This is a genomic window from Kordia sp., assembly GCF_965283645.1.
In the GTDB taxonomy this organism is placed as follows: Bacteria; Bacteroidota; Bacteroidia; order Flavobacteriales; family Flavobacteriaceae; genus Kordia.
The window spans coordinates 5,002,165-5,028,261 of the sequence record NZ_CBDIPG010000001.1 but is presented as its reverse complement, the minus strand read 5'-3'; the positions used below and the strand labels follow the sequence as shown (position 1 = coordinate 5,028,261).

Sequence of the window (26,097 nt, the reverse complement as noted above, 5' to 3'; positions counted from 1 at the left end):
ACATCCTTTTTTTCGTTTAACACATATGACAAGAGTTTTACTTCTTATGATATGTGTTTTTTGTGTTGCTTGCGCGAAAGAACATAGAAATACGGCAACAATTGCAACAACTATTGAAACTTCTGATAAAACAACAGAAATTTCTATAGATTCGGCTACGCTTGATTCTTTAAGGTTAGGAATCAACTTTACGCCAAAAGGAAATTACAATAACTTGAAACAACAAATTGCAACTGATCGTCAATATTTTGCGAGACAATTGACACAAAACAAACAAAAGGCAATTGACACAGCTTCGCAATATCTGCATGACAAACTCATAAACGAAATTGTTCCACATTGGTATGGAACACCTTGGGATTTTAACGGACATACCAACATTCCAAATGATGGTGAGATTGCTTGTGGCTATTTTGTTTCCACAACGCTAAAACATCTTGGTTTTCAATTAAATCGTTACAGAATGGCGCAAGAAGGTGGCATGAATGAAGCCCTCAGTTTACAACCGCGAACTGAACTAAAAATCTACAGAAATGTTTCCTTTGATCAACTCAAAACAAAACTGAACAACGCTTATAAAGATGGAATCTACTTTGTAGGATTGAGCAATCACGTAGGCTATGTGTTTATCAAAAACAACGAACTCTACTTTCTACATTCAAGTTATTACGACAACAAAGTGATGATTGAAAAAGCAGAAACTTCTCCTTGTTTCCAAAGTGACATCTATGTTTTTGCGGAAATTACCACAAATCGAAATTTAGTCCAAAAATGGATTCAAAACACACAGATTCCAATTCGTTAATAAACGTTAAAAAACACTGAATACAGCACAAAAAGGCATTTATATCTTATCTTTAAATTTTATAACTAATCAACCTAATATCTAAAGTAAGCAATGAAAAAATCGTACTTACTGCTGTTATTATTTTTGTGTAGTCTTTCCACATTTGCACAGGATTATTTTCCTAAAAATGATGGTGTAAAAACTGAACAACATACCATAACAGCATTCACAAACGCCACAATTTACGTCACTCCCACAAAAGTGATTCAAAATGGAACTCTATTAATACAAGATGGCAAAGTATTACAATCGGGAGCAAATATTTCTATTCCCAAAAACGCTACAGTCGTAGATTTGACAGGAAAAAGTATCTATCCTTCATTTATTGATCCATTTTCAGATTTTGGAACTACAAAACCAAAAAGAAATGGTAATTGGAGATCCGCTCCACAATACGACGCTGGTCGTGAAGGTTACTACTGGAACGATCATATTCGTCCAGAAACAAATCCATTAACAACTTTTTCTTTTGATGCTAAAAAAGCAACCAATTTGCTAAAAGCTGGTTTCGGTACTGTAAATACACATGTACAAGACGGAATTGTCAGAGGTAACGGAATGTTAGTCGCATTAAATTCCGATGGAGACAACAGCACACGTATTTTGGACAATCGTTCTGCACAATACTTATCGTATCGTAAAAGTAACGCTTCACGTCAATCGTATCCAACTTCTCTAATGGGAAGTATGGCGCTCATTCGTCAAATGTATTACGATGCAGATTGGTATGCTAAAGGAAATGCCAAACGTCAAGATTTAGCCTTAGAAGCATTAATCAAAAATAAAAACTTAGTACAAATATTTCATTCTGGAAACAAACATAATAGTATCAAAACGGACGCTATTGGTGACAATTTTGGAATTCAATATGTGTTAGTTGGTGATGGAACTGAATATGAAAATATCAACGCAATGAAAGCTACCAATGCTGCGTTCATTATTCCTATCAACTTTCCAAAAGCATATGATGTTTCTGACCCGTATGCGGCTGGTGTTGTAGAATTGGAAGCAATGAAACATTGGAATCAAGCGCCTTCAAATCCGAAAGTATTAACAGATAAAGGCATTACGTTTAGCTTTACAATGCACGATATAAAAACGGCTAAAGATTTTAAAGCGAACTTATTAAAAGCTATCAAATACGGTTTAGATAAAACAAAAGCATTGGAAGCTTTGACAACAATTCCTGCTAAAATATTACAGCAAGAAGACAAAGTTGGAACGCTTCAAAATGGTAAACAAGCTAACTTTTTAATCACTTCTGGCGATATTTTTGAGAATAAAACTACTATTTATGAAAACTGGGTTCAAGGAAATCCAAATGTATTTAGTGATAAATCTCAAAAAGATATTCGTGGAAAATATGTGTTTAATGTAGCTGGAGAAACGTATGATGTTGATATTTCTGGTACGCCTGCAAAATTAAAAGCACAAGTAAAGAAAGATTCTTTAAAACTAGGTTCTAAAATTTCGCTTAAAGACAATTGGTTACAATTACAATTTACAACTGCTGATACAACGAAAACAGCATTTATTCGTTTAACATCACGCATAGACAATCCAACATATTTTTCTGGAAAAGCTATTTTGGCAAATGGTTCAGAAACAGCGTTCAATGCAACTCAAAAAGAAGTTTCTAAACCGACAGCTGACAAAGGTGGAAATGATAAAAAGATGGACGCACCAAAAATGTTGCCTATCTCCTATCCAAATGGTGCATACGGATCAAGAACTTTACCACAACAAGAAACCATTTTATTTAAAAATGCAACCGTTTGGACCAATGAAAAAGACGGAATCTTAAAAAATACGGATGTTTTAGTAAAAGATGGAAAAATTGCACGTATTGGAAAAAACCTCAGCGCAGGAAATGCCAAAGTAGTTGATGCCACAGGAAAACACTTAACAGCTGGTGTTATTGATGAACATTCGCACATTGGAGCTTTTGCCATTAATGAAGCTGGACACAATTCTACAGCAGAAGTGCAAATGTCAGATGTTGTAAACCCAGAAGATGTAGATATTTACAGAAACTTAGCTGGTGGTGTTACAGCAATTCAATTGCTACACGGATCTGCCAATCCAATTGGTGGACGTTCTGCTATTTTAAGCTTAAAATGGGGCCGTACCGCAGACGAAATGTTGTTTAAAAATGCTGACGGATTTATCAAATTTGCTTTAGGTGAAAACGTAAAACAAAGTAATTGGGGCGATACCGAAACAACTCGTTTTCCGCAAACGCGTATGGGAGTTGAGCAAGTATTTACAGATTATTTTCAAAGAGCGAAAGAATACGAAGCGCAAAAGAAAGCAGGAAACTATCGTTATGATATAGAAATGGAAACAATTCTTGAAATCTTAAACGGTAAACGTTTTGTTTCTTGTCATTCATATGTACAAAGCGAAATTAATATGTTGATGAAAGTTGCTGACAAGTTTGGCTTCACTATAAATACATTTACACATATTCTTGAAGGATATAAAGTTGCTGATAAAATGAAAGCACATGGTGCTGGTGGATCAACATTTTCAGATTGGTGGGCATATAAGTACGAAGTAAATGATGCCATTCCGTATAATGGAGCAATCATGCACAGTCAAGGAGTTGTCGTAGCATTTAATTCTGATGATGGCGAAATGTCTCGTAGATTGAATCAAGAAGCGGCTAAAGCTGTAAAGTATGGTGGCGTTTCTGAAGAAGAAGCTTGGAAGTTTGTTACATTGAATCCTGCAAAATTATTACATATTGATGATAAAGTAGGAAGTATCAAAACTGGAAAACAAGCGGATTTAGTTTTATGGACAGATCATCCAATGTCAATCTATACGAAAGCAGAAAAAACAATGATTGAAGGAACTATTTATTTTGATTTAGCACGTGATGAACAATTACGTAGACAAATTAAAGAAGAACGTAACGAGTTGATGAACATGATGTTGTTAGAGAAAAACAAAGGAATGAAAACGCAAACAGCAAAGAAGAAAGATAAAGTTCATCATCATTGTGATACCGTAAACTTTTAAACAAAACAGACATGAAAAAACATATTTATATATTTACATTATGCTTAACTGTTTTGTACAGCAGTGTAAGTTTTGCACAACAAACACCTGCGTCAAAGCAGACAGAAACAATTTCTATTGTTGGTGCAACGGCACATATTGGAAATGGACAAGTGATTGAAAATGCAGTAATTGTATTTGAAAACGGAAAAATCATTCGTATTGGAGCAGCAGGAACTACACAAACTGCTGGAAAAGTAATTGATGCGAAAGGAAAACACGTATATCCTGGATTTATTGCACCAAATTCTACACTTGGTTTGGTAGAAGTTGATGCCGTAAGAGCAACACGTGATCAAAGTGAAACTGGTAGTTTTAATCCACATATTCGTAGTTTGATTGCCTACAATACAGAATCGAAAGTTGTAGAAAGTTGCAGACCAAACGGAATTCTTACTGCACAAATAACGCCAAGAGGCGGACGCGTTTCCGGAACTTCCTCAGTAGTACAATTAGATGCTTGGAATTGGGAAGATGCGGCTATTAAGATAGATGACGGAATTCACATGAATTGGCCAAATAACTTCTCTCGTGGTCGTTGGTGGCTTGGTGAACCAAGAGGTTTGCGTCCAAATAAAAATTATGCAAAACAACTACAAGAAATTCAAAATGTATTTAATGATGCGAAAAGCTATTTAGATGGATCAAAAAAAGCAAAACACTTACCATTTGAAGCAATGGCTGGATTGGTAAATGGTTCGCAAAAACTTTTTGTTCATGTGGATACTGAAAAAGGAATTTTAGATGCAATTGCTTTTGCTAAAAAGAATAATTTAAAACTGGTTGTTGTTGGCGGTTATCATGCACACAAAGTTGCAACAACCTTACGTCAGAACAATGTGCCTGTGTTATTACACAGAACGCATTCTGTTCCAGAAATGGACGATGAAGATTATGATTTATCATATAAAAAAGCTAGAATATTATCGGATGCTGGTGTGTTGGTAGGATTGGAAAACAGTGGTCAAATGGAACGTATGAATACACGTAACTTACCATTTTTAGCTGGAACTGTAGCGGCACATGGAATGGATAAAGAAAAAGCGTTGCAATTAATTACATCTAATACAGCTAAGATTTTAGGTATTGACGATCAAGTTGGAACCTTGGAAGTTGGTAAAGACGCAACGTTATTTATTAGTGAAGGTGATGCTTTAGACATGCGAACTAATATTTTAACATTTGCCTTCATTCAAGGACGAATGCTGAGTTTAGAGACGCATCAAACTAAATTATGGAAACGTTATATGAATAAATTCGAAGGAAAATAGTAACTTTATAAAGAAAGTTGCTACATATATAACATTAAAATTGATATTATGAAAAATTTAAAAAAACTTGCTCTTGTATTATTTTTAGGAGTTGCCTTTCAAGGTACTGCACAGGAAACTACGAAAGAAACGCCTATTTTTGATGAAAAGATTGAAAACTTTGAATTGCCAACGTTTTCTAAATTATCAAATGATATTGCTACTGATTACACAAAAGTTTTTGAATCGTTACCAGACTTATCGAATATTGGTGCATATGTAGATAAAGAATTGAGAAGAAGTTTTCCATTTGAACACAGTACAGCATATACAATTCGAAACTTTTCAAATGAAAACTCAATACTTCCTAATATAAGCCCAATACGATTTGAGTTACGCAACATTTTAAATAATATCATGTTTACTGGCTTTGATGCAAATCAGTTACATATGACTGACGCACACAAAACAACAGGAAATTAATACAATACATTTACTTATAAAAAAAGCCTCTTTACATTGCGTAGAGAGGCTTTCCTTTTTTATATATAATTCTTTAATATTTTTAACTTTTAGGAACAATAACAGCACCTTCTGGACGCGCATATTTTGTAGCTTCCATGGTTTTGTTCGTTAAAATTACATTTGTGAATTTTACTGAGTTACGTACTTCTTTCACTTTGTTATTTTCAGTTTTGTACCAAGTTAATACTTTTGGTAATACAACACCATTTACTTTTTGCCAATCGCCATAACGAATGTAGCTAACTTTTGTACTTGGCGCGCCATTGAAGTAGGTTACAGTATATCCTAACCATTCCATTTGATACGTTTCAGGATTGTAATAAATAAAGTAATTGTCTTCTGGTGAATCTCCTACTCCATTACCATATGAAATTTTATATCCAGGATATGAAACTCCTTCAAACGATAAGCTTTCAGCCTTCGTATACGTAATTCCATCATCACCTAATACAAACGGCATTGCATAAAAATAGAAGTATAAATTGTGGTAAAAACGTGCATTTCCTCTAAAAGCTGTAGTATCTTTTTGAGCTAACCAAACATCTTTTCCATCATATCCAATTGTGAAATTTTTTCCTTCTAAACGTGTTTTACGCGAATGTAAATCTGTGATGTGTTTTTCAGTATTATCTGGTTTTACCATTTCATAAATCAACGTTTGTGCTTCGTTCCACTTGTCAATTCCGCCATGCGCATCAAATACTTTTTGTATATCTTCTGGATATTCTTTTGCAGTCGTAACGACCTCTTTTACAGCTTCTTTAGGCGTTTCTTCTTTTTTGGTAGTGTTGTTACACGCTACCAGTGTGAATGTCGCGAGAAGCAAGAAAGTAATTTTTTTCATTATTGATGTTAGTTTTAGATTTCTTCCTAAGTCGAAATGAATTGTAAATAATTACATTTAATTTAAAATAAAAAATCCAATACTAACGATGATAGTTAGTATTGGATTTCTTTTTTATTTGTAAACTAAAATTTACTCTACTATAAATTGTTTAGTTATGGTTGCGTTTGTTTGTGTTTTCATTCGTAATACATAGAAACCTGAAGAAAAATTACTTACATCAATCGTTAAACTATTCGTTGATATCGCTTGCTTTTGAGCGTGTACCAATTGACCATCAACACTGTATATTTCTACACTTTGAATACGCACACTTGCAGCTGCTTCAACAGTAAGATTATCTTTTGCAGGATTTGGATACATACGTATACTCGTTGTTTCAAATTCATCTACACTTAATAAGAAAACAGTATTATCTAAATAATCAGGAATATTGTTATTATTTGTGTCATCATCTTCTGGATTATTATTTCCATTATAATCTTCATCTACCGTTAAGGTTCCATCTCCATCATCGTCATTATCTCTATGATTTGGAATTCCATCATCATCTGTATCTAAGAAACCATTTTGAGGAGTTATCGTAGCTGTATTGAGTAATTCTACGTTTGTCAATACATAATCACCATCATCATCTTCATCTACAAAATCAGGAATTCCATCTCCATCCGTATCATCATTCCCTAAATTCCCGTCACCATTTACATCTTCATCCATCGTTGAAACACCATCTGAATCAGTATCCATATTACAATCAATTACTGCTAGCGTAACTGTTTTTATAGTAGCCTCATTTGTTGTTCCATTTAAGACTCTAGCATAAATTATTTCAGAATTACGTGTATTTGTATACAAGGTTGGTAAAGGATTACTATTATTTAATAAATCTTGTTCAGAATTGAAATACGTAACTGTTCCAGTGGTAATGTCTCCTAATATGTCATTATCAATGGTTGACAAATCAAATTCTAGAAATCCATCTGCTCCATCATCACATAAAATCGAAAATACATTTTCATATGTTGTTATAGGTGCAAAACGATGTCCTTCATCAATCGCATCCCATGCACCTGTATTTCTACCTTCTGGAAAATATCCTTCCAATCCATATTCATCTTGAATTCCGAGTAAACCTAATCCGCCATTCCAATCACTACAAGATATTTTCTGTTCTACTTGAACATCTACTACATTGAGTGTTTCATACAATATAATCTGTGTTGTTGATGGATCATTACATGTATCCCCAAATTGATTAATTTCATCAAAGAAAATTACCATTTTTCTAAAAGGAGCTTCTCCAATTACACCATAGCCTAAGCTACCTGTACCATTATTTAGTAAATCATGATACACACCAAAAATAGAATTTGTGTATAATTCTGCACTTGGAATACTACGTGAAACATCCATTAACCAGTTAAAAGGCGCATTAGAATAACTTTCATTGAAAGAAACTATTCCGTTTGTTCCGATAACAAATTCATTATAGGTTTTACCAAAAAAATCAAATTCAAAAGGAATGTCTATTCTGTATGTAAAGGTATCATCAATATTACCTGATGGTATTGCTTCAATAGTATATATTGCATGTGGTATAGTTGTGACTTCATAATTTTCATTAGAAGAAACATTGCATAACGTAGGCTCCGTTACTAATTCTAATGGAACAATTTCATAGCATTCTGCATTAGGATAAAATAAAGGATGCCCACTTATTCTTGCATATATAGTTTGCGAATATGGTGTTGTATTCGTATACAATAAATCTAATCTATTAATGCTGATTTCAGCATCTGCCATCGTAGCATGGTATGAAATTCCATAACCTGAATTTTCATCAAAAATCTCTAAAATTTTAGAAGCTAATGGGAATACAGCAATTCCGTCATTTTCTGGATCGCAAACTAACAATGGAGTTGGCGTGTTGATATTGGATTGTAATTCAAGTCCAACCAACGTAAATACAGTTGCGGAAACATTCCCTGTTGAAATTTCCTCTACACGAACATAAATTGTATTATCAACCTCCGTAGTACAAAATGTTGCTGGATTTGATATGGCATTTGTATTATAAAACGCATCTTCATCAGATAAATGATAACTTACAATAGCATCACTTGGATCAATGCTCCCTAATACTTCTGATTCTCTAGACATTAAATTAAAACAACCCAATCCAGGAGTATCATACTCACAAATATAGGATCCAATAATATTGTTAAAAGGTAAACATTCAGAATTTACTACTAAATTTAAAGTTGTAAGTGAGTAACAACCATTAGTATTCTCAGCACGCACATGCATAGTCTGTATATTTGGCGTTGTATTATAATAAAAAGATGCATTCACTTCGTTTTCTGCATTTTCAGCATCTTCTTGTGTTTCATAATAAGTAATATTTAAAGACTCGTCATCTGTGATGCTATCAACTTCATTCCTTATACGAAAAAGAGCAATACCATTTCCATTAGGATCACACTTTTCTATAGGAGTAAGATTTTCATTAATAATAGGTGTGCGTTGTACATCTAAAGTTAATGTTGGAATATTTTCAGTTTCTACACATCCAGTGATACTATTTTCAGCACGTATATATACTGTTTGCGGGTTTGTTGTATTCTGAAACCCATTGGCCAATGGATTATTGTTTGTTATTACATCAGTCGCTGTAAGGTGGTAACTAATTAAAAAGTCGCCAACAATCTGAGGGCTATTTAAAAAAGACAACTCATCAGTAATTGTATCCCAATTAAATGTTCCTACATAACTTGTATCATCAACACAAGTTCTATAATCATATGAAGTATTCGTAAATAAAGGATTAGTATTAAAAACTTGTAAATACACGATAGAAAAACAAGGCGTATTATCACTTGCAACCTGTAATGTACTTTCTATTCTAGCAATCACTGAAGTGATTCCACTATTAGAGAAATTAGATGTGCTTATTGAGAAATTTGTTGGATTTGAAATTGGGTTAGATCCTGAAATAGCGTCTGAATATTGTTCATGATAACTAACGACAACATCTGTATTTGTATCAATTATCTCGGTTTCACGACTTGATAAATCAACAACTATTAATCCATCATTATCATCATCACAACTAAGTATTGGAGTTACACTAGAAGGTATTGAAGGCGCTGGTAATACACGAATAGTTTGTGTAACATCTGACGGGCAATCAAAATCACCTGTTATTGCTCTCACAAAAATGGTTTGCGGATTGTCTGTATTCGAATATGCTGTAGGGTTTACAATTGGTGTATTGTTATTTAAATCAGCTGCTGAAGCATAATATTGTAGTTCAATTGATGTATCACCATTTGTAATATCTAAAGCCCTAGTTGTTAAATCGAAAACAGCAATTTCACTATTATTAAAATCGCAAGCATCTAAAGATGTTGGTTGTATTAAAGTTGCTGGCTCTTCTACAAAAAGGATGAAGAAACCTATTGTAAAACAACCTGTCGTAATATTTGTCATACGGATATAGATCTGTTGATCTATTACAGTGTTGGTATACGATGTCAAATTTGTAATTGCATTCATATCAGCAATAGCATCTGCTTCTGTTTCAAAATAGCGTAATGTATTATCTGTTGTTGACTGCGAACCATAAATATAAGATTCAAAAACTGTCAAATCAAATGTTGTAAATCCGTCAATACTATTAGGTTCATCACATTTAAAAATATCAATCGCAGCAGAATCTGGCACTGATGGACTTGAAATTACATTCAACATAAAACTTGTTGTATCAAAATCTCCTGTGATAATAGATTCCAATCGAACATAAATAGTTTGCGGATTACTGGTATTACAAAACGGTATTGACAAAGCATTCATGCTTATATCTGCATCTGTTTGCGACACATGATATGTAATAGTAAAGTCGGCAGGGTTTTGAGTTCCTAAAACTTCGGGGTTTTTTTGGCTTAAGTCAAAACACATCAATCCGTCGTTAATATCATTCGCATCAATGGGACTGCCAGGAGTAAAGTTATTGTTATCACAAACTTCAAAATCACTGGGTTGATTTGCCACTTGTGCATTTATAATACTGGTAAACATTATAAATACAAATAGTATTAATTTTTTCATATATGAATCGGTTTAAATTTTGTCAAAAATACTTCAAACGTATAAATAATAAAAGAAAAGCAATCCATGATTATCGAATTAAAGGTTGTAAAAAAAGCTGATTTGAGCATATTTACAGATATTCTTTTTATAATCATACTACACTACTTACATCCTTGACTTTTAGCACTAGTTTTCTACAAAATGATATGTTGTGAATAATTAGCTTTAGAAGTAATTTATTTCTCTTGAAAAACTGCTGAATATTTATAAAATAGCTTTGCTATATTTGCAACATGTACAAACAGATTTCCAGCACTCAAAATGCTACCATAAAACATATTTTACAACTTCAAGAAAAATCGCGAAGTCGTAAAAAAGAAGGAAAATGTATTTTAGAAGGTTTGCGTGAATTAACACTTGCGCTAGATGGAGATTATACCATTGACACACTCTTGTTTTACCCAGAAATTTGCGCACATGAACGTATACAGGAACTTCTAAAAAAAGCAAAAAACACTCCTGAATGTATTGAGATTTCGAAAGAAGTGTATCAAAAAATTGCCTACAGAGGAAGTACAGAAGGTGTAATAGCTGTCATGCAAACGAAAGAACATTTGCTGAAAAATATTACTTTTCACAACAAAACACCTTTAATATTAGTTGCGGAAGCACCTGAAAAACCTGGAAATATTGGTGCGTTGCTCAGAACTGCGGATGCCGCAAATGTAGATGCCGTTTTTATTGCCAATCCGAAAACCGATTTGTACAATCCAAACATAGTACGATCAAGTGTCGGTTGTGTATTTACTACACAAATAGCTATGGGAAATACTGCTGAAATCATTTCATTTTTACGTGAAAAAGAAATTTCAATTTATTGTGCCGCATTAACAGCTTCTGAAAATTATCACGTACAAAACTTTAAAAAAGCAACAGCCATTGTTGTAGGTACAGAAGCTACAGGTTTGAGTGATGAATGGTTGAAAAATTCCACCCAAAATATCATCATTCCTATGCAAGGAAAAATAGATTCTATGAATGTTTCTGTTGCTGCTGCTATTTTAATCTTTGAAGCAAAACGACAAAGAGATTTTAAGTAATATTACTAATAAGGACAACTAAACAAAAGCAAACATCGACCAATTGGTTGTACACAAACCCAACAATTTGCAGGACCACAATCTGATGTTTGCGAACACGGTCCAAATCCACCGCTACCCGTGATGCCACGTTGTTCTTTTTTACTTAAAATTTTAACTTCCGAAATGTTTAAAATAGTGTTCATGATTTTTTAATTAAAAGATTAAACAATAAGATACTTCATACATTCATTGTATTGATAAACCAAACACATAAGATCACTACGGGAATACATTACAATCAGAAGCATCATTTTATTTTTTAAATTCATTCCTCATACTTGTTTCTTCCATTTCTTTAGCTTAATTTTAATTCTATGACAGAGATTGATATCGAAAAAGAAAATGCAGCCATTGCAAAGCAATACAAAGAATTGTTGCGCATTAGTTATCAAATACTTTCTGATGAAGACAAGAAAATCATTCGAAAGGCTTTTGATATTGCTGTTGATGCGCATAAGGAACAACGAAGGAAAAGTGGAGAAGCGTATATTTTTCATCCAATTGCTGTTGCCAAAATTGTAGCTTCTGAAATTGGACTAGATGCTACTTCCATTGTTGCCGCACTACTACATGATGTGGTAGAAGATACTGAGTATACCTTAGAAGATATTGAACGTATGTTTGGAGTTACCGTTGCAAAAATTGTTGACGGTCTGACCAAAATTTCACATTTAAAGAAAGACAAAGACGTATCAATGCAAGCGGAAAACTTCCGTAAAATGCTATTGACAATCAACGATGATGTACGTGTAATTATTATCAAAATTGCCGATCGTTTGCACAATATGCAAACTATGGGTTCAATGCCAGCACATAAACAAGTTAAGATTGCTTCGGAGACCTTATACATTTATGCTCCGTTAGCACACCGAATAGGTTTGTATAATATTAAAACTGAATTAGAAGATTTAGGCTTAAAATATACAGAACCCGAAGTTTTTAATGACATTCAAAATAAAATTGAAGAAAGCAAAGAAGAACAACAAGAATATATTGACAACTTTGCTTCTATCATAAAAAATTCGTTAGACAAAGAAGAACTCAAATACGATATTAAAGGACGTTTTAAATCTATTTTTTCTATTCGTAGAAAAATGGTGAAACAAGCAGTTACTTTTGATGAAGTCTATGATAAATTTGCTATCCGAATTATATATGAAACAGAAACACCAGACAATGAAAAGTTTTTAGCTTGGAAAATATATTCTATTGTAACGGATCATTTTAGACCAAACCCTGTACGCTTACGCGATTGGATATCTTCCCCAAAATCAACAGGTTATGAAGCTTTACACATTACCGTAATGGGTCCGAAAGGGCGTTGGGTTGAAGTACAAATTCGTTCACATCGTATGCATGAAATTGCAGAAAAAGGCTATGCGGCACATTTTAAATACAAACAAGGTGAACAAAAAGAACAAGGCTTAGAACCTTGGCTAAATAAATTACAAGAAGCACTCGAAAATCAAGAAACAAATGCTGTTGATTTTGTAGAACAATTTAAGCTCAACTTGTATGCAAAAGAAATATTCGTGTTTACACCTACAGGAGATTTACGATCGTTGCCAAAAGGTGCTACTCCGCTAGATTTTGCCTTTAGCATTCACACGCAAGTTGGATACCATACGCGTGGCGCAAAAGTAAACGGGAAATTAGTTCCGCTAAGTCACGAATTGAAAAGTGGTGATCAGGTTGAAATTATTACGTCTGACAAATCGAAACCAAATGCTAACTGGCTCGATTATGCAACAACTTCACGTGCACGATCTCGTATAAAATCATCCTTACGAGAAGAAAAGAAAAGCATTGCTGAAGACGGAAAAGAAATTTTACGTCGTAAGTTAAAACAGTTAAAAATTGCGCTTGATGAAAAATCGATTAATGAATTGGTGAGTCATTTTAAACTAAAAACAAGTTTAGACTTATTCTATCGCATAGGAATTGGCACAATTGACAACCAAAAGTTAAAAGAATATGCATCACAACGTAGCAATAGTATTTTTAAATTCTTTAAGAATAAAATACGAAGATCTCCAAACATTCCAAATGAGGAAATCAATCAGCCCGAAGTTTCAAATCGCTATGATTTACTTGTATTTGGAAAAGAAGAAGAAAAACTAAATTACAAATTGGCAAACTGCTGCAATCCTATTCCTGGCGATCCTGTTTTTGGATTTGTAACCGTAAATGAAGGTATAAAAGTACATAAAAAAGATTGTCCAAATGCGGTAAGCTTACAGGCAAATTATGCATACCGAATTATGCTTGCAAAGTGGATTGATTCTTCTCAAGAAGAATTTACAGCCTTGCTCGAATTTACCGGAATTGACAATATGGGATTGGTAAATGAAGTCACAAAAATCATTTCAAACAATATGCACGTAAACATTCGAAACATTAGTTTTGAAACCAATGATGGCATATTTACTGGTAGAATTACTGTAATTGTAAAAAATAATTCAATTTTAAAACGCTTAATTACAAATCTTAAAAAGATCAACGGAATTGAGAAAGTAACACGTGCCTAGATAAAGTTCAATAAATAATTTTACTAAAGGAAAAAGAGTCTCTTATAATTCATTTTGAAGAAGATATTACAACGAATATGTTTTTATCCGAACTACCTAAATACAAACCTCTTAAAACCTAAAATTACCTTTTAGAAAACGGGGATTTAAAAGTCTTTATGAATATGTAATTACCAAACAAACTACATTCTTTTATCGCATTTCAATTGAATCAAAAGAAATAGACATAATTACAGTATTTAATACATTAAAAAAGTATATCAAGTAAACGTATTTTCTAGTTAGTTTTATTTTTTACTTAACCAAGCTACTAATCACATACAGACACGTTTTCCACAATCATGAGTCGTACCATAGAAATATTTGACGTTAGAGATAATATACCAAATAGATTCTTCAGTTTACAACGTCCTGATTTTTATAAAACTGGTAATTGGAGTCGGATTTTGGATTTCATTAAAAACCCGAAAAAAGATCATCCTCAAATCATAATTATTCAAAATATCTATGAATTGAGAAAAAGAAACTCAATCTTATCTGAAGAAATAGAAGATTTAGTCATTTTATACAACCATAAGAATAAAGAAAATTTCACTATTATTTATGACTATTTCAAAAAGTTGAAAAATAATTCAATTAGCGATTTATTTGCAGATAGACCTCGTCAATATGGTCTTCGTGGCGACAAAGAATTATGGCGTGAATTATTCAATTATTTTAAAGATTACAAATTACCCGAAACAGTAGAACAATTTGAACAATTGATTTATGATACAATTATAATATTAACTGGAAAATCCGTTATTCCAATTGATGAACATAAAACTTTCTATGTTGAAAAATATAGTCAGAGTGGAATATCTGGTGGCGTTGTCAGTAAAGAATTTTGGGTTTACAAAGCAATTCCAATCTTAATTGGCAGGTATAAAAGAGCTAAGCAGTAACTATATTCAACACCGATAAAGTTAATCGTTTGCTCCGTACATACTCGTAAAACCTCATAAGTTTTCATGAAGTTCGTTTTCTTTCTCAAATTAAAATACATACAAAAAAAGAAAGCTGTCGAACGATAGTTTTATTATCTAGACAGCCTTCGAGTTACAATAACTAGTAGTAACTTAATTTATTATCCGCCACATTTTTCAGGGCATGTTAACGAGCAATAGCATGTTGGTATAATAGTACATGCATCTTGCCTTGTTTTAATAGTTCTTTCAATTGTAGTTGGACTATGCATTGTAATTTCAGTTCCTCCTTGTACACTTTTACTATGCAAATTGGAAATTACTTTTTTTCCTAATAGTAATTTTCCATTAAAATCTTTTTTTTTCATACTAATTATGATTTTTAAACGGTTAACAAAAACAGGCAGTTCGAACACAACTTGGTGGGTTTGTTGTACAATCATGTGATAATGGACAACCGTATTTTGTTTCTTCTGGGCAAACTCTTGGTTTTGTAAAATGCTCAGTTATAATTTTAATAGTATTGACAATTACATATGTTGTTGCATATACAATAATATCGGTTCCACCGTGAAGACTATCCTTTTGTAAACTAGAGATAATATTTTTATTCAAGTTTAATTTCGAATTAAATTCTTTTTCTTCATATATGTAGTCTTTAGTATTGATTAATTAACTTGTTATTTAAAAAATAAAAACTGTACAATGAGATTGTCTAAAAAGGTACTAATACTGTCATTACGGGAAGTTTTTAATTTCGAAGTAATCTGTTAGTCAATAATTTAAATTTTACAGATTGCTTCATTTCATTCGCAATGACGTCTTTTTAAACAACCCATTTTTGCATCGTCATTTATCCAGTTGTATCAGGCACAGGTGTTGATGTTGTTACTGTTGTGAGTGTACACTCAGTATCTGCTGATCTGCAAATACGCGGATTTGTAATATGTTCCGTTAAAATTTTAATAGTGGTTACAATAATATAAGTTCCTGTAGTAATTGCATCAGTTCCACCTTGAATACTGTGTTCTTGTAAATTGGAAATTACTCTTTTTCCTAATTTAAGATTGTTGTTAAATTCTCTTTTTTTCATGAATATTGGTTTTTTATGGTTTAATTACTACATGCTTCTGTATGACAAGCGTCCATACATGTTGGTGGAATTGTCGTCACTCTTGTTGGATCAACTGGGCAGACATCTTCTGTATTTCCACCTGTGCAAATACGTTTATCTGTCCATACAATCGTTGTAATTTTAATTGGATCGGAAACAACATCTGTTCCTCCGTAAAGACGATTTTGTTGTAAATTAGAAATAACTTTCTTTCCTAAAATAAGTCTATTCTTAAATTCTTGTTTTTTCATGATATATAAAATAGTGAGTTAATTGCATTCAAAAACACACCAAAACTAGGTGTATACTGCAATGCTATTTCATATATTTAGGAGAATATATATTTCTGAAAATCAGATTTATACTCACTAAAAGTACATTATTAATTATAAAAAAGCAAACGTTATCCAATTGTCATCTGTTAAAATCATTGCCCTTTTCAATTAGTTTTAAATTCCAATGCATTTTTGTATCCTTAAATTTGAAAAATAAGTGTAACTTTGTCATTTAAATCTTCAGCCAAGATGCAACAACAAATGGAGGAAAATAATCAAGATATTGTAAAAAACGTTTTTACAAAGTTTTTAGAAGATAACGGACATCGAAAAACTCCAGAGCGCTTTGCTATACTACAAGAAATTTACGAAAGCGAAGAACACTTTGACATAGAATCGTTATATATTAAAATGAAAAATAAAAACTATAGAGTAAGTAGAGCCACGCTTTACAACACTATAGAACTTTTATTAGAAAGCAACTTAGTTCGTAAACATCAGTTTGGACAAAATCAGGCACACTACGAAAAATCATACTTTGATAAACAACACGATCACATTATCTTAACAGACTCAGGAGAAGTGATGGAATTCTGTGATCCACGAATTCAAAGTATCAAAAAAACAATAGAAGAAATCTTTGATATTGATATTCACAATCATTCATTATATTTCTACGCAACTAAGAAAAACAACTAACAACAACACACTAACTCAATTATTACAATGGCAGTAGATTTACTACTCGGACTTCAATGGGGAGACGAAGGCAAAGGGAAAATTGTTGACGTATTGACCGCTAACTACGATATTATTGCTCGTTTTCAAGGTGGCCCAAATGCAGGACATACACTCGAATTTGACGGAATTAAGCATGTATTACGTACAATTCCATCTGGAATTTTTCACGAAACAGCAACCAACGTTATCGGAAATGGTGTCGTAATCGATCCTGTAGTTTTTAAAAAGGAATTAGATGGTTTGGCAAAATTTAATATCGATCTAAAAGCCAAATTAATCATTTCAAGAAAAGCACACTTAATTCTTCCAACACATCGTTTGTTAGATGCCGCTTCTGAAGCATCCAAAGGAAAAGCGAAAATTGGTTCTACGTTAAAAGGTATTGGACCAACGTATATGGACAAAACAGGAAGAAACGGAATTCGTGTTGGAGATTTAGAATTGGATAATTGGAAAGAAAAATATCGTGCGCTAACCAACAAGCACGAAGCGATGATTAATTTCTACAATGTAGATGTTCAGTATGATTTAGAAGAAATGGAAACTGAATTCTTTGAAGCTGTAGAAGTTTTAAAATCATTACAATTTATTGATAGTGAAGAATATTTACACCAAGCACAAAAAGGCGGAAAAACTATTTTAGCTGAAGGTGCACAAGGTTCATTATTAGATATTGATTTTGGAACGTATCCGTTTGTAACTTCTTCTACTACAACTGCCGCTGGTGCATGTACAGGCTTAGGAGTTGCTCCAAACAAAATAAAAGACGTTTTCGGAATTTTCAAAGCATACACAACACGTGTAGGTTCAGGACCTTTTCCAACGGAATTATTTGACGAAGTTGGTTCAGATATGGCACGAATTGGACACGAATTTGGCGCTGTAACTGGAAGACCAAGACGTTGCGGATGGCTGGACTTAGTCGCTTTAAAATATACCGCACAAATAAATGGTGTAACGCAACTAATGATGATGAAAGGTGATGTACTTTCTGGTTTTAAAACCTTAAAAGTATGTACAGCATACAAATACAAAGGAGAAACAATTTCACATCTTCCATACAATATTGAACCAGAAAATATTGAACCAATATATACGGATTTCAAAGGTTGGAAAGAAGATTTAACAAAAATGTCAGAGCCTTCTCAATTCCCAAAAGAATTAAATGATTACATCGATTTCTTAGAAAAGGAACTTGAAATACCAATTAAAATCGTTTCTGTCGGTCCTGATAGAACACAAACAATACACAGATAAAATACAATAGAAGTGATCTAAAAAGTTGAAAAAACGGCAAACTGAACTTGATTCAGTTTCTCATAATCATTGCAAATCATTGTAATGCGATTCTGAACTAAATTCAGAATGACGCTTATTATTACTTTATAGATCGCTTCTTTTTATTCGTATACTCCAGCATTTTAACATTTTTTATAGCTTTAGGAATGGTTTTTGTTTTGATTTTAGGTAACTTTGATATAATTCTACACCTATGTTTTTAAAAGGAAATACATTTAAACTAAGAAAGAACAAACGATTCAATTATACACCACGTTATTACGAAGGTAAAGAAACTGGAAACGTTTATGAGATTGAGTCTAGATTTGTGAAACACAGAGAAAGTCTAAATGCAAACGATTTTGGAGGACATTGGAAAGAAGCACGTAAAGCCAATAGAAACAGAGGAAATCGTGAAGTATCCATTCGGTTAATCGTAATCATTGCGGTACTCATTTTAGCCTTCTTGTATTTTATTGACTTTGACCTATCAATATTTACTAGAGGAAGATAATACATGGCAGACATAATAAGGCTTTTACCCGATCATGTTGCAAACCAAATTGCAGCTGGTGAAGTTGTGCAGCGACCTGCATCCGTGGTAAAAGAGTTACTTGAAAATGCGATTGATGCACAAGCTACCGAAATCAAACTAATTGTAAAGGAAGCTGGAAAAACACTAATACACGTTATAGATAATGGCTTCGGAATGAGTGAAACTGACGCACGACTTTCCTTTGAACGTCATGCTACGTCTAAAATTAAAGCCGCCGAAGATTTATTCAATTTAAATACAAAAGGTTTCCGTGGTGAAGCCTTAGCTTCTATTGCGGCAATTGCACATGTAGAATTGCAAACGAAAAAAGAAGCTGTCGAACTTGGAACACGCATAAAAATTGAAGGTAGTACTGTAGTTTCGCAAGAAGTTGTGACAACACCGACAGGAACTTCAATTGCTGTTAAAAATCTTTTTTATAACATTCCTGCACGCCGTAACTTTTTAAAATCTGACACGGTCGAATTGCGCCACATCATTGACGAATTTCAACGTGTTGCGTTGGCACATTCGGACATTGCTTTTGTATTATATCACAATGGAAATGAATTGTTTAATCTTCCAAAAAGTAATATCAGACAACGTATTGTTAATATTTTAGGTGGAAAAACCAATGAAAAACTCGTTCCTGTAACGGAAGATACGGACATTGTTAAGATTAATGGTTTTGTGGGGAAACCCGAATTTGCAAAGAAGAGTCGAAACGAACAATTCTTCTTCGTAAATAACCGATTCATAAAAAGTCCGTACTTACATCATGCTATCAATGCCGCGTTTGAAGGTTTACTGAAAGAAAAGATGCAACCAAGTTATTTTATCTACTTAGATGTAAATCCTGAAACGATTGATATCAACATTCATCCAACAAAAACTGAAATTAAATTTGACGACGAACATTCATTGTATGCAATGTTGCGCGCAACGGTAAAACACAGTTTGGGACAATTTAATATTGCTCCTGTACTTGATTTTGATCGTGATTCAAACTTAGATACACCATACGATTACAAAAATAAACAAGCGGCAATTCCGAAAATTCAAGTCGATTCAAGCTTTAATCCGTTTGCAGATGAAAAAAGAATTTCTGGAAACACAACAACTGCACCTAGATATCAGAATTACAAAAAAGAATCTACCGAAGGTTGGGAAAGTTTATATGTCGGATTGGAATCAAGTTCAAACAATACCACACGTTTTTCAGGCGAAAGTATCGAGTTTGAATCAGAAGAAGTAACAAGTTCATTATTTGCAAATGATGAACCAAGAGAAACGCTTACCTACCAATTACACAGAAAATATTTGGTAAGTTCTATAAAATCAGGAATTGTAATTATAGATCAACACCGAGCGCATCAGCGTGTGTTGTATGAGCAATTATTAAAAAATATTACGGTAAGTGAGGCTGTGAGTCAACAATTGTTGTTTCCGGTAACATTTAGCTTTTCTACAAGTGAAATTGCATTACTGAAAGAAGTGAAAGAAAGCTTAGAAAACATTGGATTCATGTTTAGCAACATTACTGATGATACCATTGAACTCTCTGGAATTCCATCCAACATTTCCGAAAGTGAATTACAAATTATTATTGAGCAAATGCTAAACGATTTTCAAGGAGAAATTCCCGATACTGGATTCAGTCAAACAGATGTTTTAGTAAAATCATTGGCAAAAAGCATGGCAATTCGTACTGGAAAAAAATTAGAAATAGCAGAACAAGAAGCGTTGGTAAACAATCTTTTTGCTTGTAAAGAACCAATGGTTTCACCTTTTCAAAAAACTATCTTCATCACACTTAGCGTAGATGATTTAGACAAAAAATTTATATAAGTTATGATGCGAATTACGGAAACGGTCAAACATTTAATCATCATCAATGTCATACTTTGGGCCGCTACCTTAGCGTTGGCTGATAGAGGAATTGACCTTGTTCAGCTATTTGCGCTGCATTACCCAGAAAATGATTCATTCCGATTTTGGCAACCAATCACAAGCATGTTTATGCACTCTGTTGCAAGTCCAATGCATATTTTATTTAACATGCTTGGTTTATGGATGTTTGGTTCGTCATTAGAAATGCGATGGGGAAAAATAAAATTCCTCAGTTTCTATATGATTACGGGTGTTGGCGCTGGTTTAATACATACCTTGGTTAATTACTATCATTTCCAGACAGCACAAAATCTTTTGTTTGAAAGTGGTTTGACAGTTGCAGATGTAAACCAGTTGTTTCAATTGCCGTATGAAGAGTTTGTTGGACAGCTGAATAAGCAATATTTTAATGGACATTTCTTAGAGAATGTTCAAGCGATTTATGACAATGGAACTTCGTATTATGTGCCTGCATTAGGAGCTTCTGGAGCTTTGTATGGTGTTTTAGTTGCTTTTGGAATGCTATATCCAAACATGGAATTGATGTTGCTATTTCTTCCGATTCCTATAAAAGCAAAATATTTCATTCCGCTATTATTAGCCTATGATTTCATTTCTGGAGTTGCAGGAAGTACAGGATTATTTAACGGTGGAAATATTGCTCATTTTGCACATTTAGGAGGTGCATTGTTTGGATTCTTGCTCATGTGGTATTGGAACAAAACACAATTTAATAAAAATCGTTGGGATAGATAATATGAGTTTACTTGAAGATATAAAATATAGATATACACGATTGGGGTTTTTAGGGAAACTAATTGCTATAAATTCCGCATTATTCATTGTTCTATACTTAATTGAATATTTATTTCAAAACAATATCATTACGCGCTGGCTATATCTCCCAAAGGCATTTGGAGATTTTTTCATGCAACCTTGGTCAATTATAACATATTCCTTTTTACATGGCGACTTACTGCATCTTGCTTTTAATATGATCGGTTTGTATTATATTGGACGTCTTTTTTTATCGATCTATTCTGAAAAACGCTTTTTAAATGTATACTTTTTAGGAGCAATTGTTGGTGGTTGTTTCTTTTTATTAAGCTACAACATATTTCCTGCCTTTATTCAACGAACTCCACCATTGGTTGGTGCTTCTGCAGCAATTATGGCAATATTGATATTTACGGCTACCATTCGTGCCAAAATGCGTGTGTATATATTTAATTATGGTGTTGAACTTTGGAAGTTTGGGGCATTTTTTGTGATTTTAGATTTAATCCGAATTCCAATGAATGACGGCGCTAACGCTGGTGGATTTATATCACATTTAGGTGGCGCGTTATTGGGTTATATTTATGCAAAACGACTTGAGAAAGGAAGCGACATTGGTAGCGGTTTTGAAAAATTTATGGATACAATTGTGAGTTATTTTACACCAAAAAAGAAATCGCCATTAAAAACTGTATACAAAAACAAGAAAACAACAAGTACTGCTAAAACTGCTACGTCATCACCAACTCAAAAGCAACGCAAAATTGATGGTATTTTAGATAAAATAAGCAAATCTGGCTATGAAAGTTTAACAAAGGAAGAAAAAGATTTTCTGTTTAAAGCTGGAAAGGAAAATTAATATATGGCTGAAAAGAAGAAAAGATTAGGTTTTTTTGATAGAATTGTCTTCTTCTTCAATTCGGTATTTGCCGCGCTTTTATTGCTGTCGTACATTTTACCATATGCAGTTCCGAAAAGCTTTCCAATTCTTTCAGTTTTAAGTTTATTAGTACCTGTTTTTATTATTATCAATTTTATCTTTTTGATTTATTGGATTTTAAATGTCCGAAAACAATTTCTACTGTCACTTTTGGTATTGATTTTAGGCTATTCGCATGTTACTTCTTTGTATAAATTTTCAGGAAATACCACAGAACCTTCGCAAAATGCAATCTCCGTAATGAGTTATAATGTACGATTGTTTAATATTTATAAATGGTTGAAAGAAGATGCTGTTGATCAAAAAATAGTAGATTTAGTACACACAGAAGCTCCTGACATTATTGCGTTTCAAGAATTTCACAAGAAACAAGAAGCCGCTTTTAGCTTTTATCCATATAAATATGTTGTGTTAAAAGGAAGAAATAAAAAAACGGGACAAGCTATTTTTTCAAAATTCCCTATTATTCACAAGGGTTCGCTTCAATTCTCAAAGACACCAAACAATGCTATTTATATAGATATTGTTCAGCAAAATGATACAATACGCGTGTATAATTTGCATTTAGAATCGTTGCGAATTAATCCGAAAGAAGAAGAATTTTCACAAGAAAACTCAGAACGTTTGCTGAAACGTATGGCAAATACATTCAAAATGCAACAGTCGCAAGCAGAATTATTCGAATTGAATCGAAAGAACTGTAATTATAAGAAAATTATTTTGGGCGATTTTAATAATACACAATTCTCAAATGTGTATAAAACCATTAAAGGCAATATGAAAGACGCTTTTGTGGAAGCTGGAAAAGGTTTTGGAAAGACCTTAGATTTTTCATATTTCCCAATGCGAATCGATTTTATTTTAACCGATGAAACGTTTATTATAAATGAATTTAAAACATTTTCAGAACATTATTCCGATCATTTCGCGATAAAAAGTGTAATTTCTTTAGATAATTAAAAATTAAAAAAATCAACGATTGAACAAATTCAGTATTCGTTGATTCATTGATTTCTCAACCATTGAAAAGCCAGTTTCTAAGATTCAAATAGCTGAAATCATTCACTTGCTACTTCACATACTATTTATTCAATATATGTTGTCAAAAAAGCTTAAAAAGAAACAATTATCTTTTAAGTAATACTTTATCGGATTTCACTTTTCCCAGATTACTATTTCATTCATTTGGTTTATTAATAACATTAAAACTCAATGCTATGAAAAAGAAAATTACATCATTAATGCTTAACAAAAAGTCTATTTCCAGTTTGGAAAACACGCATGTTTTAGGTGGCGACACTATTAAATATCTGCATTTTACTAGTAAACGATTTTGTAAAACGAAGTGTTGTTCTTCTCAACTTTATCAAGATTGTACAGTTACGTATGACGCTTGTGTAACGGAACCAAGGTTTTGTGAAGCATTTTAAAAAAGGAAAAAACGAACTTCGGTTCGTTTTCTTTTTCCAAAACATTTAGAACTGTATATTTTCATGTGATTAGTCTCCGCTTTGCAAACGAATTGCTGTCATCACCTGATTCAATTCATAGAATAAATCTGAATATTCAGAGTTCCCACTTTCTAAGTTTGAGAGAGTTTCCACTATTTTAGTATTTCCACTATCCGACAGAAAATAGAAATTTGCAGTTCCAGCTTTTGGCAATTCGGTAGATTCATACTGTTTGCCTTTACTTGAATATGTTTGTGCTTTTTCTATGAATTTCTTTACTACTTTTTGAACATCTTCATGTTGTCCAGCACCAATAAATCCGCCACCAGTGCTTAAATAAAGACTCGTGTCGCCTGTAATATATGAAGTTAACGTTACTGTTGCGCCTGTCATATCTAAATCTGCAACAACACCAAATACTTTTGCAGCGTCTTCTGAAGCTGGCAAACCTAGTTGTTCTGAAGTTATAGATAATGCCATATTTCGCATGTCTAAATAAGGATTGTCTTTTAGTGTCGTTTCTTTCGATTTTTCACTATTATTTGTTGCTTTTTGAGTTGTATCTTTTTTAGAAGAACTATTCCTAGCTAGCAAAAATACTATAATTAGTATGGCAACAATTCCGATTAAAGTGTATGAAATCATTTGTTTTTTCATTTTGTCATAAATGTAAAAAAATATTCACAATTATAACTTACATAGGTATTCGAAAAATGATTACATCATCCAACAATCTACAACATCTGCAAAAATGTGAAGTAATAAACCAATTCCTAGAATACGTGTTTTTTTGAAGATTAAAAATCCGATGTAGACAGCAATTGCGTAATAACTGTGTAACGGATGAAAGTTGATACTACAACGATTCGGATCAAAAATGGGCGTTGCTAACAGATGATCAAGATCGATGAACATGACTAAGATGAATATAAAATAGACTGTTTTCCATTGTTTTCGAAAGATGAATAAAGCAATGAGTAATGGAAAGATGAAATGTAAACCGTAATGAATGCAGGTTCGTAACAAGACTATGAATTTGAAATTGTTTGCCTTTCTAAATATGTAAGCGCATTTGTACCTTCATTGAACAGTAAATCTAAAATGCTAAGGTTTGGCAAAAAACCCTGTTTATCATCAAATACTTGTGTGTAGGTTTCAAAACCGTAATCTGGTTCTTTTTTTACGATTGCCAATTTTCTATAATCGTGAATAGCTGTATTTGTGATAATTGGCTCGTACGTTGTTGTTTTGGATGTTTCTACTTCTAACTGTAAGCATTCGTTAATGAGTTGAATGGTATCTAAATTTAAATCCATTAAAAAGTCATATCGCTTTTCAAATAATGGACGTAATTCGTCTTCATAGTATTCAAAATAAGGAGACGTTCTGTAAGCAGATTCTAAGGATCTCCAATGCAAACGTTGCCAAGGTGTTTCGTTTGCAACTTTTATTTCTTTATACTCTTGATGCTTTGTTTCTTTAACATGTCGCACAGGAACAGTAAACATCAACTTTCCATTCGCACCATAAATATACGTTCGATTGCGATAGGTTTGTTTTTGGAAATTGCCTTCCACTTCAAACACTAAATGCTCCGATTTTGCAAATATTACATACTGCGCAATACTTGGAAAATATGTTGGATGGAGAAGTGTTTTCAATTGGATTTTGGATTTTGGGTTTATCGCGTCTTCGCTCGGTATGACATTAGTTCTTTAATTTTAATCTTTCGTTATTCTGAACTTGATTCAGAATCTCATTTTTTTTGTCACGAATTCACGAATATTTTCAAGTAATAAAAAAATCTTAATACTTAATACTAACACCTCAAGATTAAGATTAT

At 32.8% G+C, this 26,097-nt stretch carries 25 protein-coding genes; 15 read left to right on the top strand and 10 right to left on the bottom strand.

Features of this window, described 5'->3' with window-relative positions; translation table 11 throughout:
- Positions 1–25 precede the first annotated feature (25 nt).
- The 4 genes from ACQ654_RS22070 (at position 26) to ACQ654_RS22055 (ending at position 5,643) form a co-directional block, all read left to right on the top strand.
- A complete protein-coding gene (locus tag ACQ654_RS22070) occupies positions 26–805 on the top strand; it encodes a hypothetical protein (protein ID WP_430412512.1) in 780 nt (259 codons plus the stop codon).
- A gap of 93 nt (positions 806–898) precedes the next feature.
- Positions 899–3,871: an amidohydrolase family protein gene (locus ACQ654_RS22065; protein ID WP_430412511.1), complete on the top strand. Its 2,973-nt coding sequence runs from the start codon at positions 899–901 to the stop codon at positions 3,869–3,871.
- Positions 3,872–3,882: 11 nt separating this feature from the next.
- The gene (locus ACQ654_RS22060; RefSeq protein ID WP_430412510.1) at positions 3,883–5,181 is read left to right on the top strand and encodes an amidohydrolase family protein; all 1,299 of its coding nucleotides are present in this window, start codon (positions 3,883–3,885) and stop codon (positions 5,179–5,181) included.
- A gap of 48 nt (positions 5,182–5,229) precedes the next feature.
- On the top strand, positions 5,230–5,643 hold the full coding sequence (locus ACQ654_RS22055; protein ID WP_430412509.1) for a hypothetical protein: 414 nt from the start codon (positions 5,230–5,232) through the stop codon (positions 5,641–5,643).
- Between the two features lie 82 nt (positions 5,644–5,725).
- Here ACQ654_RS22055 and ACQ654_RS22050 read toward each other — a convergent pair whose 3' ends face one another.
- Positions 5,726–6,529 (bottom strand): DUF6503 family protein, encoded by an 804-nt coding sequence (locus ACQ654_RS22050; protein WP_430412508.1) that lies wholly within the window; start codon positions 6,527–6,529, stop codon positions 5,726–5,728.
- 132 nt (positions 6,530–6,661) lie between these two features.
- Positions 6,662–10,636: a T9SS type A sorting domain-containing protein gene (locus ACQ654_RS22045; RefSeq protein WP_430412507.1), complete on the bottom strand. Its 3,975-nt coding sequence runs from the start codon at positions 10,634–10,636 to the stop codon at positions 6,662–6,664.
- A 275-nt stretch (positions 10,637–10,911) separates the two neighbouring features.
- On the opposite strand from ACQ654_RS22045, the gene ACQ654_RS22040 reads away from it, so the two are divergent.
- A complete protein-coding gene (locus tag ACQ654_RS22040; protein ID WP_430412506.1) occupies positions 10,912–11,718 on the top strand; it encodes a TrmH family RNA methyltransferase in 807 nt (268 codons plus the stop codon).
- 5 nt (positions 11,719–11,723) lie between these two features.
- Here the strand turns inward: ACQ654_RS22040 and ACQ654_RS22035 are convergent, their stop codons facing one another.
- The gene (locus tag ACQ654_RS22035) at positions 11,724–11,903 is read right to left on the bottom strand and encodes a hypothetical protein (protein ID WP_430412505.1); all 180 of its coding nucleotides are present in this window, start codon (positions 11,901–11,903) and stop codon (positions 11,724–11,726) included.
- Between the two features lie 171 nt (positions 11,904–12,074).
- Between ACQ654_RS22035 and ACQ654_RS22030 the strand changes: the two genes are divergently transcribed.
- Both ACQ654_RS22030 and ACQ654_RS22025 read left to right on the top strand, forming a co-directional pair.
- Entirely contained in the window at positions 12,075–14,288 is a 2,214-nt protein-coding gene (locus ACQ654_RS22030; protein WP_430412504.1) for a RelA/SpoT family protein, read from the top strand.
- Between the two features lie 341 nt (positions 14,289–14,629).
- The gene (locus tag ACQ654_RS22025; protein ID WP_430412503.1) at positions 14,630–15,232 is read left to right on the top strand and encodes a hypothetical protein; all 603 of its coding nucleotides are present in this window, start codon (positions 14,630–14,632) and stop codon (positions 15,230–15,232) included.
- A gap of 182 nt (positions 15,233–15,414) precedes the next feature.
- Here the strand turns inward: ACQ654_RS22025 and ACQ654_RS22020 are convergent, their stop codons facing one another.
- The 4 genes from ACQ654_RS22020 to ACQ654_RS22005 form a co-directional block, all read right to left on the bottom strand.
- Positions 15,415–15,621 carry a hypothetical protein gene (locus tag ACQ654_RS22020; protein ID WP_430412502.1) on the bottom strand — a complete coding sequence of 69 codons (207 nt, stop codon included), beginning with the start codon at positions 15,619–15,621 and terminating at the stop codon, positions 15,415–15,417.
- 22 nt (positions 15,622–15,643) lie between these two features.
- Positions 15,644–15,868, bottom strand: coding sequence for a hypothetical protein (locus ACQ654_RS22015; RefSeq protein WP_430412501.1), 225 nt, complete (start codon positions 15,866–15,868; stop codon positions 15,644–15,646).
- A 238-nt stretch (positions 15,869–16,106) separates the two neighbouring features.
- The gene (locus ACQ654_RS22010) at positions 16,107–16,346 is read right to left on the bottom strand and encodes a hypothetical protein (protein WP_430412500.1); all 240 of its coding nucleotides are present in this window, start codon (positions 16,344–16,346) and stop codon (positions 16,107–16,109) included.
- Positions 16,347–16,366: 20 nt separating this feature from the next.
- Complete coding sequence (locus ACQ654_RS22005) at positions 16,367–16,618, bottom strand: hypothetical protein (protein ID WP_430412499.1); 252 nt, start codon at positions 16,616–16,618, stop codon at positions 16,367–16,369.
- Positions 16,619–16,903: 285 nt separating this feature from the next.
- On the opposite strand from ACQ654_RS22005, the gene ACQ654_RS22000 reads away from it, so the two are divergent.
- From ACQ654_RS22000 to ACQ654_RS21965, 8 genes are all read left to right on the top strand, one after another.
- Positions 16,904–17,341 carry a Fur family transcriptional regulator gene (locus ACQ654_RS22000; RefSeq protein WP_430413043.1) on the top strand — a complete coding sequence of 146 codons (438 nt, stop codon included), beginning with the start codon at positions 16,904–16,906 and terminating at the stop codon, positions 17,339–17,341.
- 27 nt (positions 17,342–17,368) lie between these two features.
- Positions 17,369–18,640, top strand: a complete 1,272-nt coding sequence (locus ACQ654_RS21995; RefSeq protein ID WP_430412498.1) for an adenylosuccinate synthase — start codon at positions 17,369–17,371, stop codon at positions 18,638–18,640.
- Positions 18,641–18,875: 235 nt separating this feature from the next.
- The gene (locus tag ACQ654_RS21990) at positions 18,876–19,175 is read left to right on the top strand and encodes a hypothetical protein (RefSeq protein ID WP_430412497.1); all 300 of its coding nucleotides are present in this window, start codon (positions 18,876–18,878) and stop codon (positions 19,173–19,175) included.
- A gap of 3 nt (positions 19,176–19,178) precedes the next feature.
- On the top strand, positions 19,179–21,044 hold the full coding sequence (gene mutL / locus ACQ654_RS21985; RefSeq protein WP_430412496.1) for a DNA mismatch repair endonuclease MutL: 1,866 nt from the start codon (positions 19,179–19,181) through the stop codon (positions 21,042–21,044).
- A gap of 3 nt (positions 21,045–21,047) precedes the next feature.
- On the top strand, positions 21,048–21,842 hold the full coding sequence (locus ACQ654_RS21980; RefSeq protein WP_430412495.1) for a rhomboid family intramembrane serine protease: 795 nt from the start codon (positions 21,048–21,050) through the stop codon (positions 21,840–21,842).
- Position 21,843: 1 nt separating this feature from the next.
- A complete protein-coding gene (locus tag ACQ654_RS21975; protein ID WP_430412494.1) occupies positions 21,844–22,722 on the top strand; it encodes a rhomboid family intramembrane serine protease in 879 nt (292 codons plus the stop codon).
- Between the two features lie 3 nt (positions 22,723–22,725).
- Positions 22,726–23,763, top strand: a complete 1,038-nt coding sequence (locus tag ACQ654_RS21970; RefSeq protein ID WP_430412493.1) for an endonuclease/exonuclease/phosphatase family protein — start codon at positions 22,726–22,728, stop codon at positions 23,761–23,763.
- Between the two features lie 257 nt (positions 23,764–24,020).
- On the top strand, positions 24,021–24,233 hold the full coding sequence (locus tag ACQ654_RS21965; RefSeq protein ID WP_430412492.1) for a hypothetical protein: 213 nt from the start codon (positions 24,021–24,023) through the stop codon (positions 24,231–24,233).
- A 69-nt stretch (positions 24,234–24,302) separates the two neighbouring features.
- Here the strand turns inward: ACQ654_RS21965 and ACQ654_RS21960 are convergent, their stop codons facing one another.
- The 3 genes from ACQ654_RS21960 to ACQ654_RS21950 are packed head-to-tail and all read right to left on the bottom strand — an operon-like array spanning position 24,303 to position 25,915.
- Positions 24,303–24,911 carry a hypothetical protein gene (locus ACQ654_RS21960; RefSeq protein WP_430412491.1) on the bottom strand — a complete coding sequence of 203 codons (609 nt, stop codon included), beginning with the start codon at positions 24,909–24,911 and terminating at the stop codon, positions 24,303–24,305.
- Between the two features lie 60 nt (positions 24,912–24,971).
- The gene (locus ACQ654_RS21955) at positions 24,972–25,280 is read right to left on the bottom strand and encodes a DUF6122 family protein (RefSeq protein ID WP_430412490.1); all 309 of its coding nucleotides are present in this window, start codon (positions 25,278–25,280) and stop codon (positions 24,972–24,974) included.
- Between the two features lie 2 nt (positions 25,281–25,282).
- On the bottom strand, positions 25,283–25,915 hold the full coding sequence (locus ACQ654_RS21950; protein WP_430412489.1) for a WbqC family protein: 633 nt from the start codon (positions 25,913–25,915) through the stop codon (positions 25,283–25,285).
- Between the last annotated feature and the right edge of the window lie 182 nt (positions 25,916–26,097).

Excerpts from the sequence above, each read along its gene's own strand:
- ACQ654_RS22060 (WP_430412510.1), top strand. The coding sequence starts at position 3,883 with ATGAAAAAACATATTTATATATTTACATTATGCTTAACTGTTTTGTAC.
- ACQ654_RS21960 (WP_430412491.1), bottom strand. The coding sequence starts at position 24,911 with ATGAAAAAACAAATGATTTCATACACTTTAATCGGAATTGTTGCCATA.
- ACQ654_RS21965 (WP_430412492.1), top strand. The coding sequence starts at position 24,021 with ATGAAAAAGAAAATTACATCATTAATGCTTAACAAAAAGTCTATTTCC.
- ACQ654_RS22045 (WP_430412507.1), bottom strand. The coding sequence starts at position 10,636 with ATGAAAAAATTAATACTATTTGTATTTATAATGTTTACCAGTATTATA.
- ACQ654_RS22000 (WP_430413043.1), top strand. The coding sequence starts at position 16,904 with ATGGAGGAAAATAATCAAGATATTGTAAAAAACGTTTTTACAAAGTTT.
- ACQ654_RS22050 (WP_430412508.1), bottom strand. The coding sequence starts at position 6,529 with ATGAAAAAAATTACTTTCTTGCTTCTCGCGACATTCACACTGGTAGCG.
- ACQ654_RS21990 (WP_430412497.1), top strand. The coding sequence starts at position 18,876 with ATGTTTTTAAAAGGAAATACATTTAAACTAAGAAAGAACAAACGATTC.
- ACQ654_RS22055 (WP_430412509.1), top strand. The coding sequence starts at position 5,230 with ATGAAAAATTTAAAAAAACTTGCTCTTGTATTATTTTTAGGAGTTGCC.
- ACQ654_RS21970 (WP_430412493.1), top strand. The coding sequence starts at position 22,726 with ATGGCTGAAAAGAAGAAAAGATTAGGTTTTTTTGATAGAATTGTCTTC.
- ACQ654_RS22020 (WP_430412502.1), bottom strand. The coding sequence starts at position 15,621 with ATGAAAAAAAAAGATTTTAATGGAAAATTACTATTAGGAAAAAAAGTA.
- ACQ654_RS21980 (WP_430412495.1), top strand. The coding sequence starts at position 21,048 with ATGATGCGAATTACGGAAACGGTCAAACATTTAATCATCATCAATGTC.
- ACQ654_RS22070 (WP_430412512.1), top strand. The coding sequence starts at position 26 with ATGACAAGAGTTTTACTTCTTATGATATGTGTTTTTTGTGTTGCTTGC.
- ACQ654_RS22005 (WP_430412499.1), bottom strand. The coding sequence starts at position 16,618 with ATGAAAAAACAAGAATTTAAGAATAGACTTATTTTAGGAAAGAAAGTT.
- ACQ654_RS22010 (WP_430412500.1), bottom strand. The coding sequence starts at position 16,346 with ATGAAAAAAAGAGAATTTAACAACAATCTTAAATTAGGAAAAAGAGTA.
- ACQ654_RS22065 (WP_430412511.1), top strand. The coding sequence starts at position 899 with ATGAAAAAATCGTACTTACTGCTGTTATTATTTTTGTGTAGTCTTTCC.
- ACQ654_RS21975 (WP_430412494.1), top strand. The coding sequence starts at position 21,844 with ATGAGTTTACTTGAAGATATAAAATATAGATATACACGATTGGGGTTT.
- ACQ654_RS21995 (WP_430412498.1), top strand. The coding sequence starts at position 17,369 with ATGGCAGTAGATTTACTACTCGGACTTCAATGGGGAGACGAAGGCAAA.
- ACQ654_RS22030 (WP_430412504.1), top strand. The coding sequence starts at position 12,075 with ATGACAGAGATTGATATCGAAAAAGAAAATGCAGCCATTGCAAAGCAA.
- ACQ654_RS22040 (WP_430412506.1), top strand. The coding sequence starts at position 10,912 with ATGTACAAACAGATTTCCAGCACTCAAAATGCTACCATAAAACATATT.
- mutL (WP_430412496.1), top strand. The coding sequence starts at position 19,179 with ATGGCAGACATAATAAGGCTTTTACCCGATCATGTTGCAAACCAAATT.
- ACQ654_RS22035 (WP_430412505.1), bottom strand. The coding sequence starts at position 11,903 with ATGAACACTATTTTAAACATTTCGGAAGTTAAAATTTTAAGTAAAAAA.
- ACQ654_RS22025 (WP_430412503.1), top strand. The coding sequence starts at position 14,630 with ATGAGTCGTACCATAGAAATATTTGACGTTAGAGATAATATACCAAAT.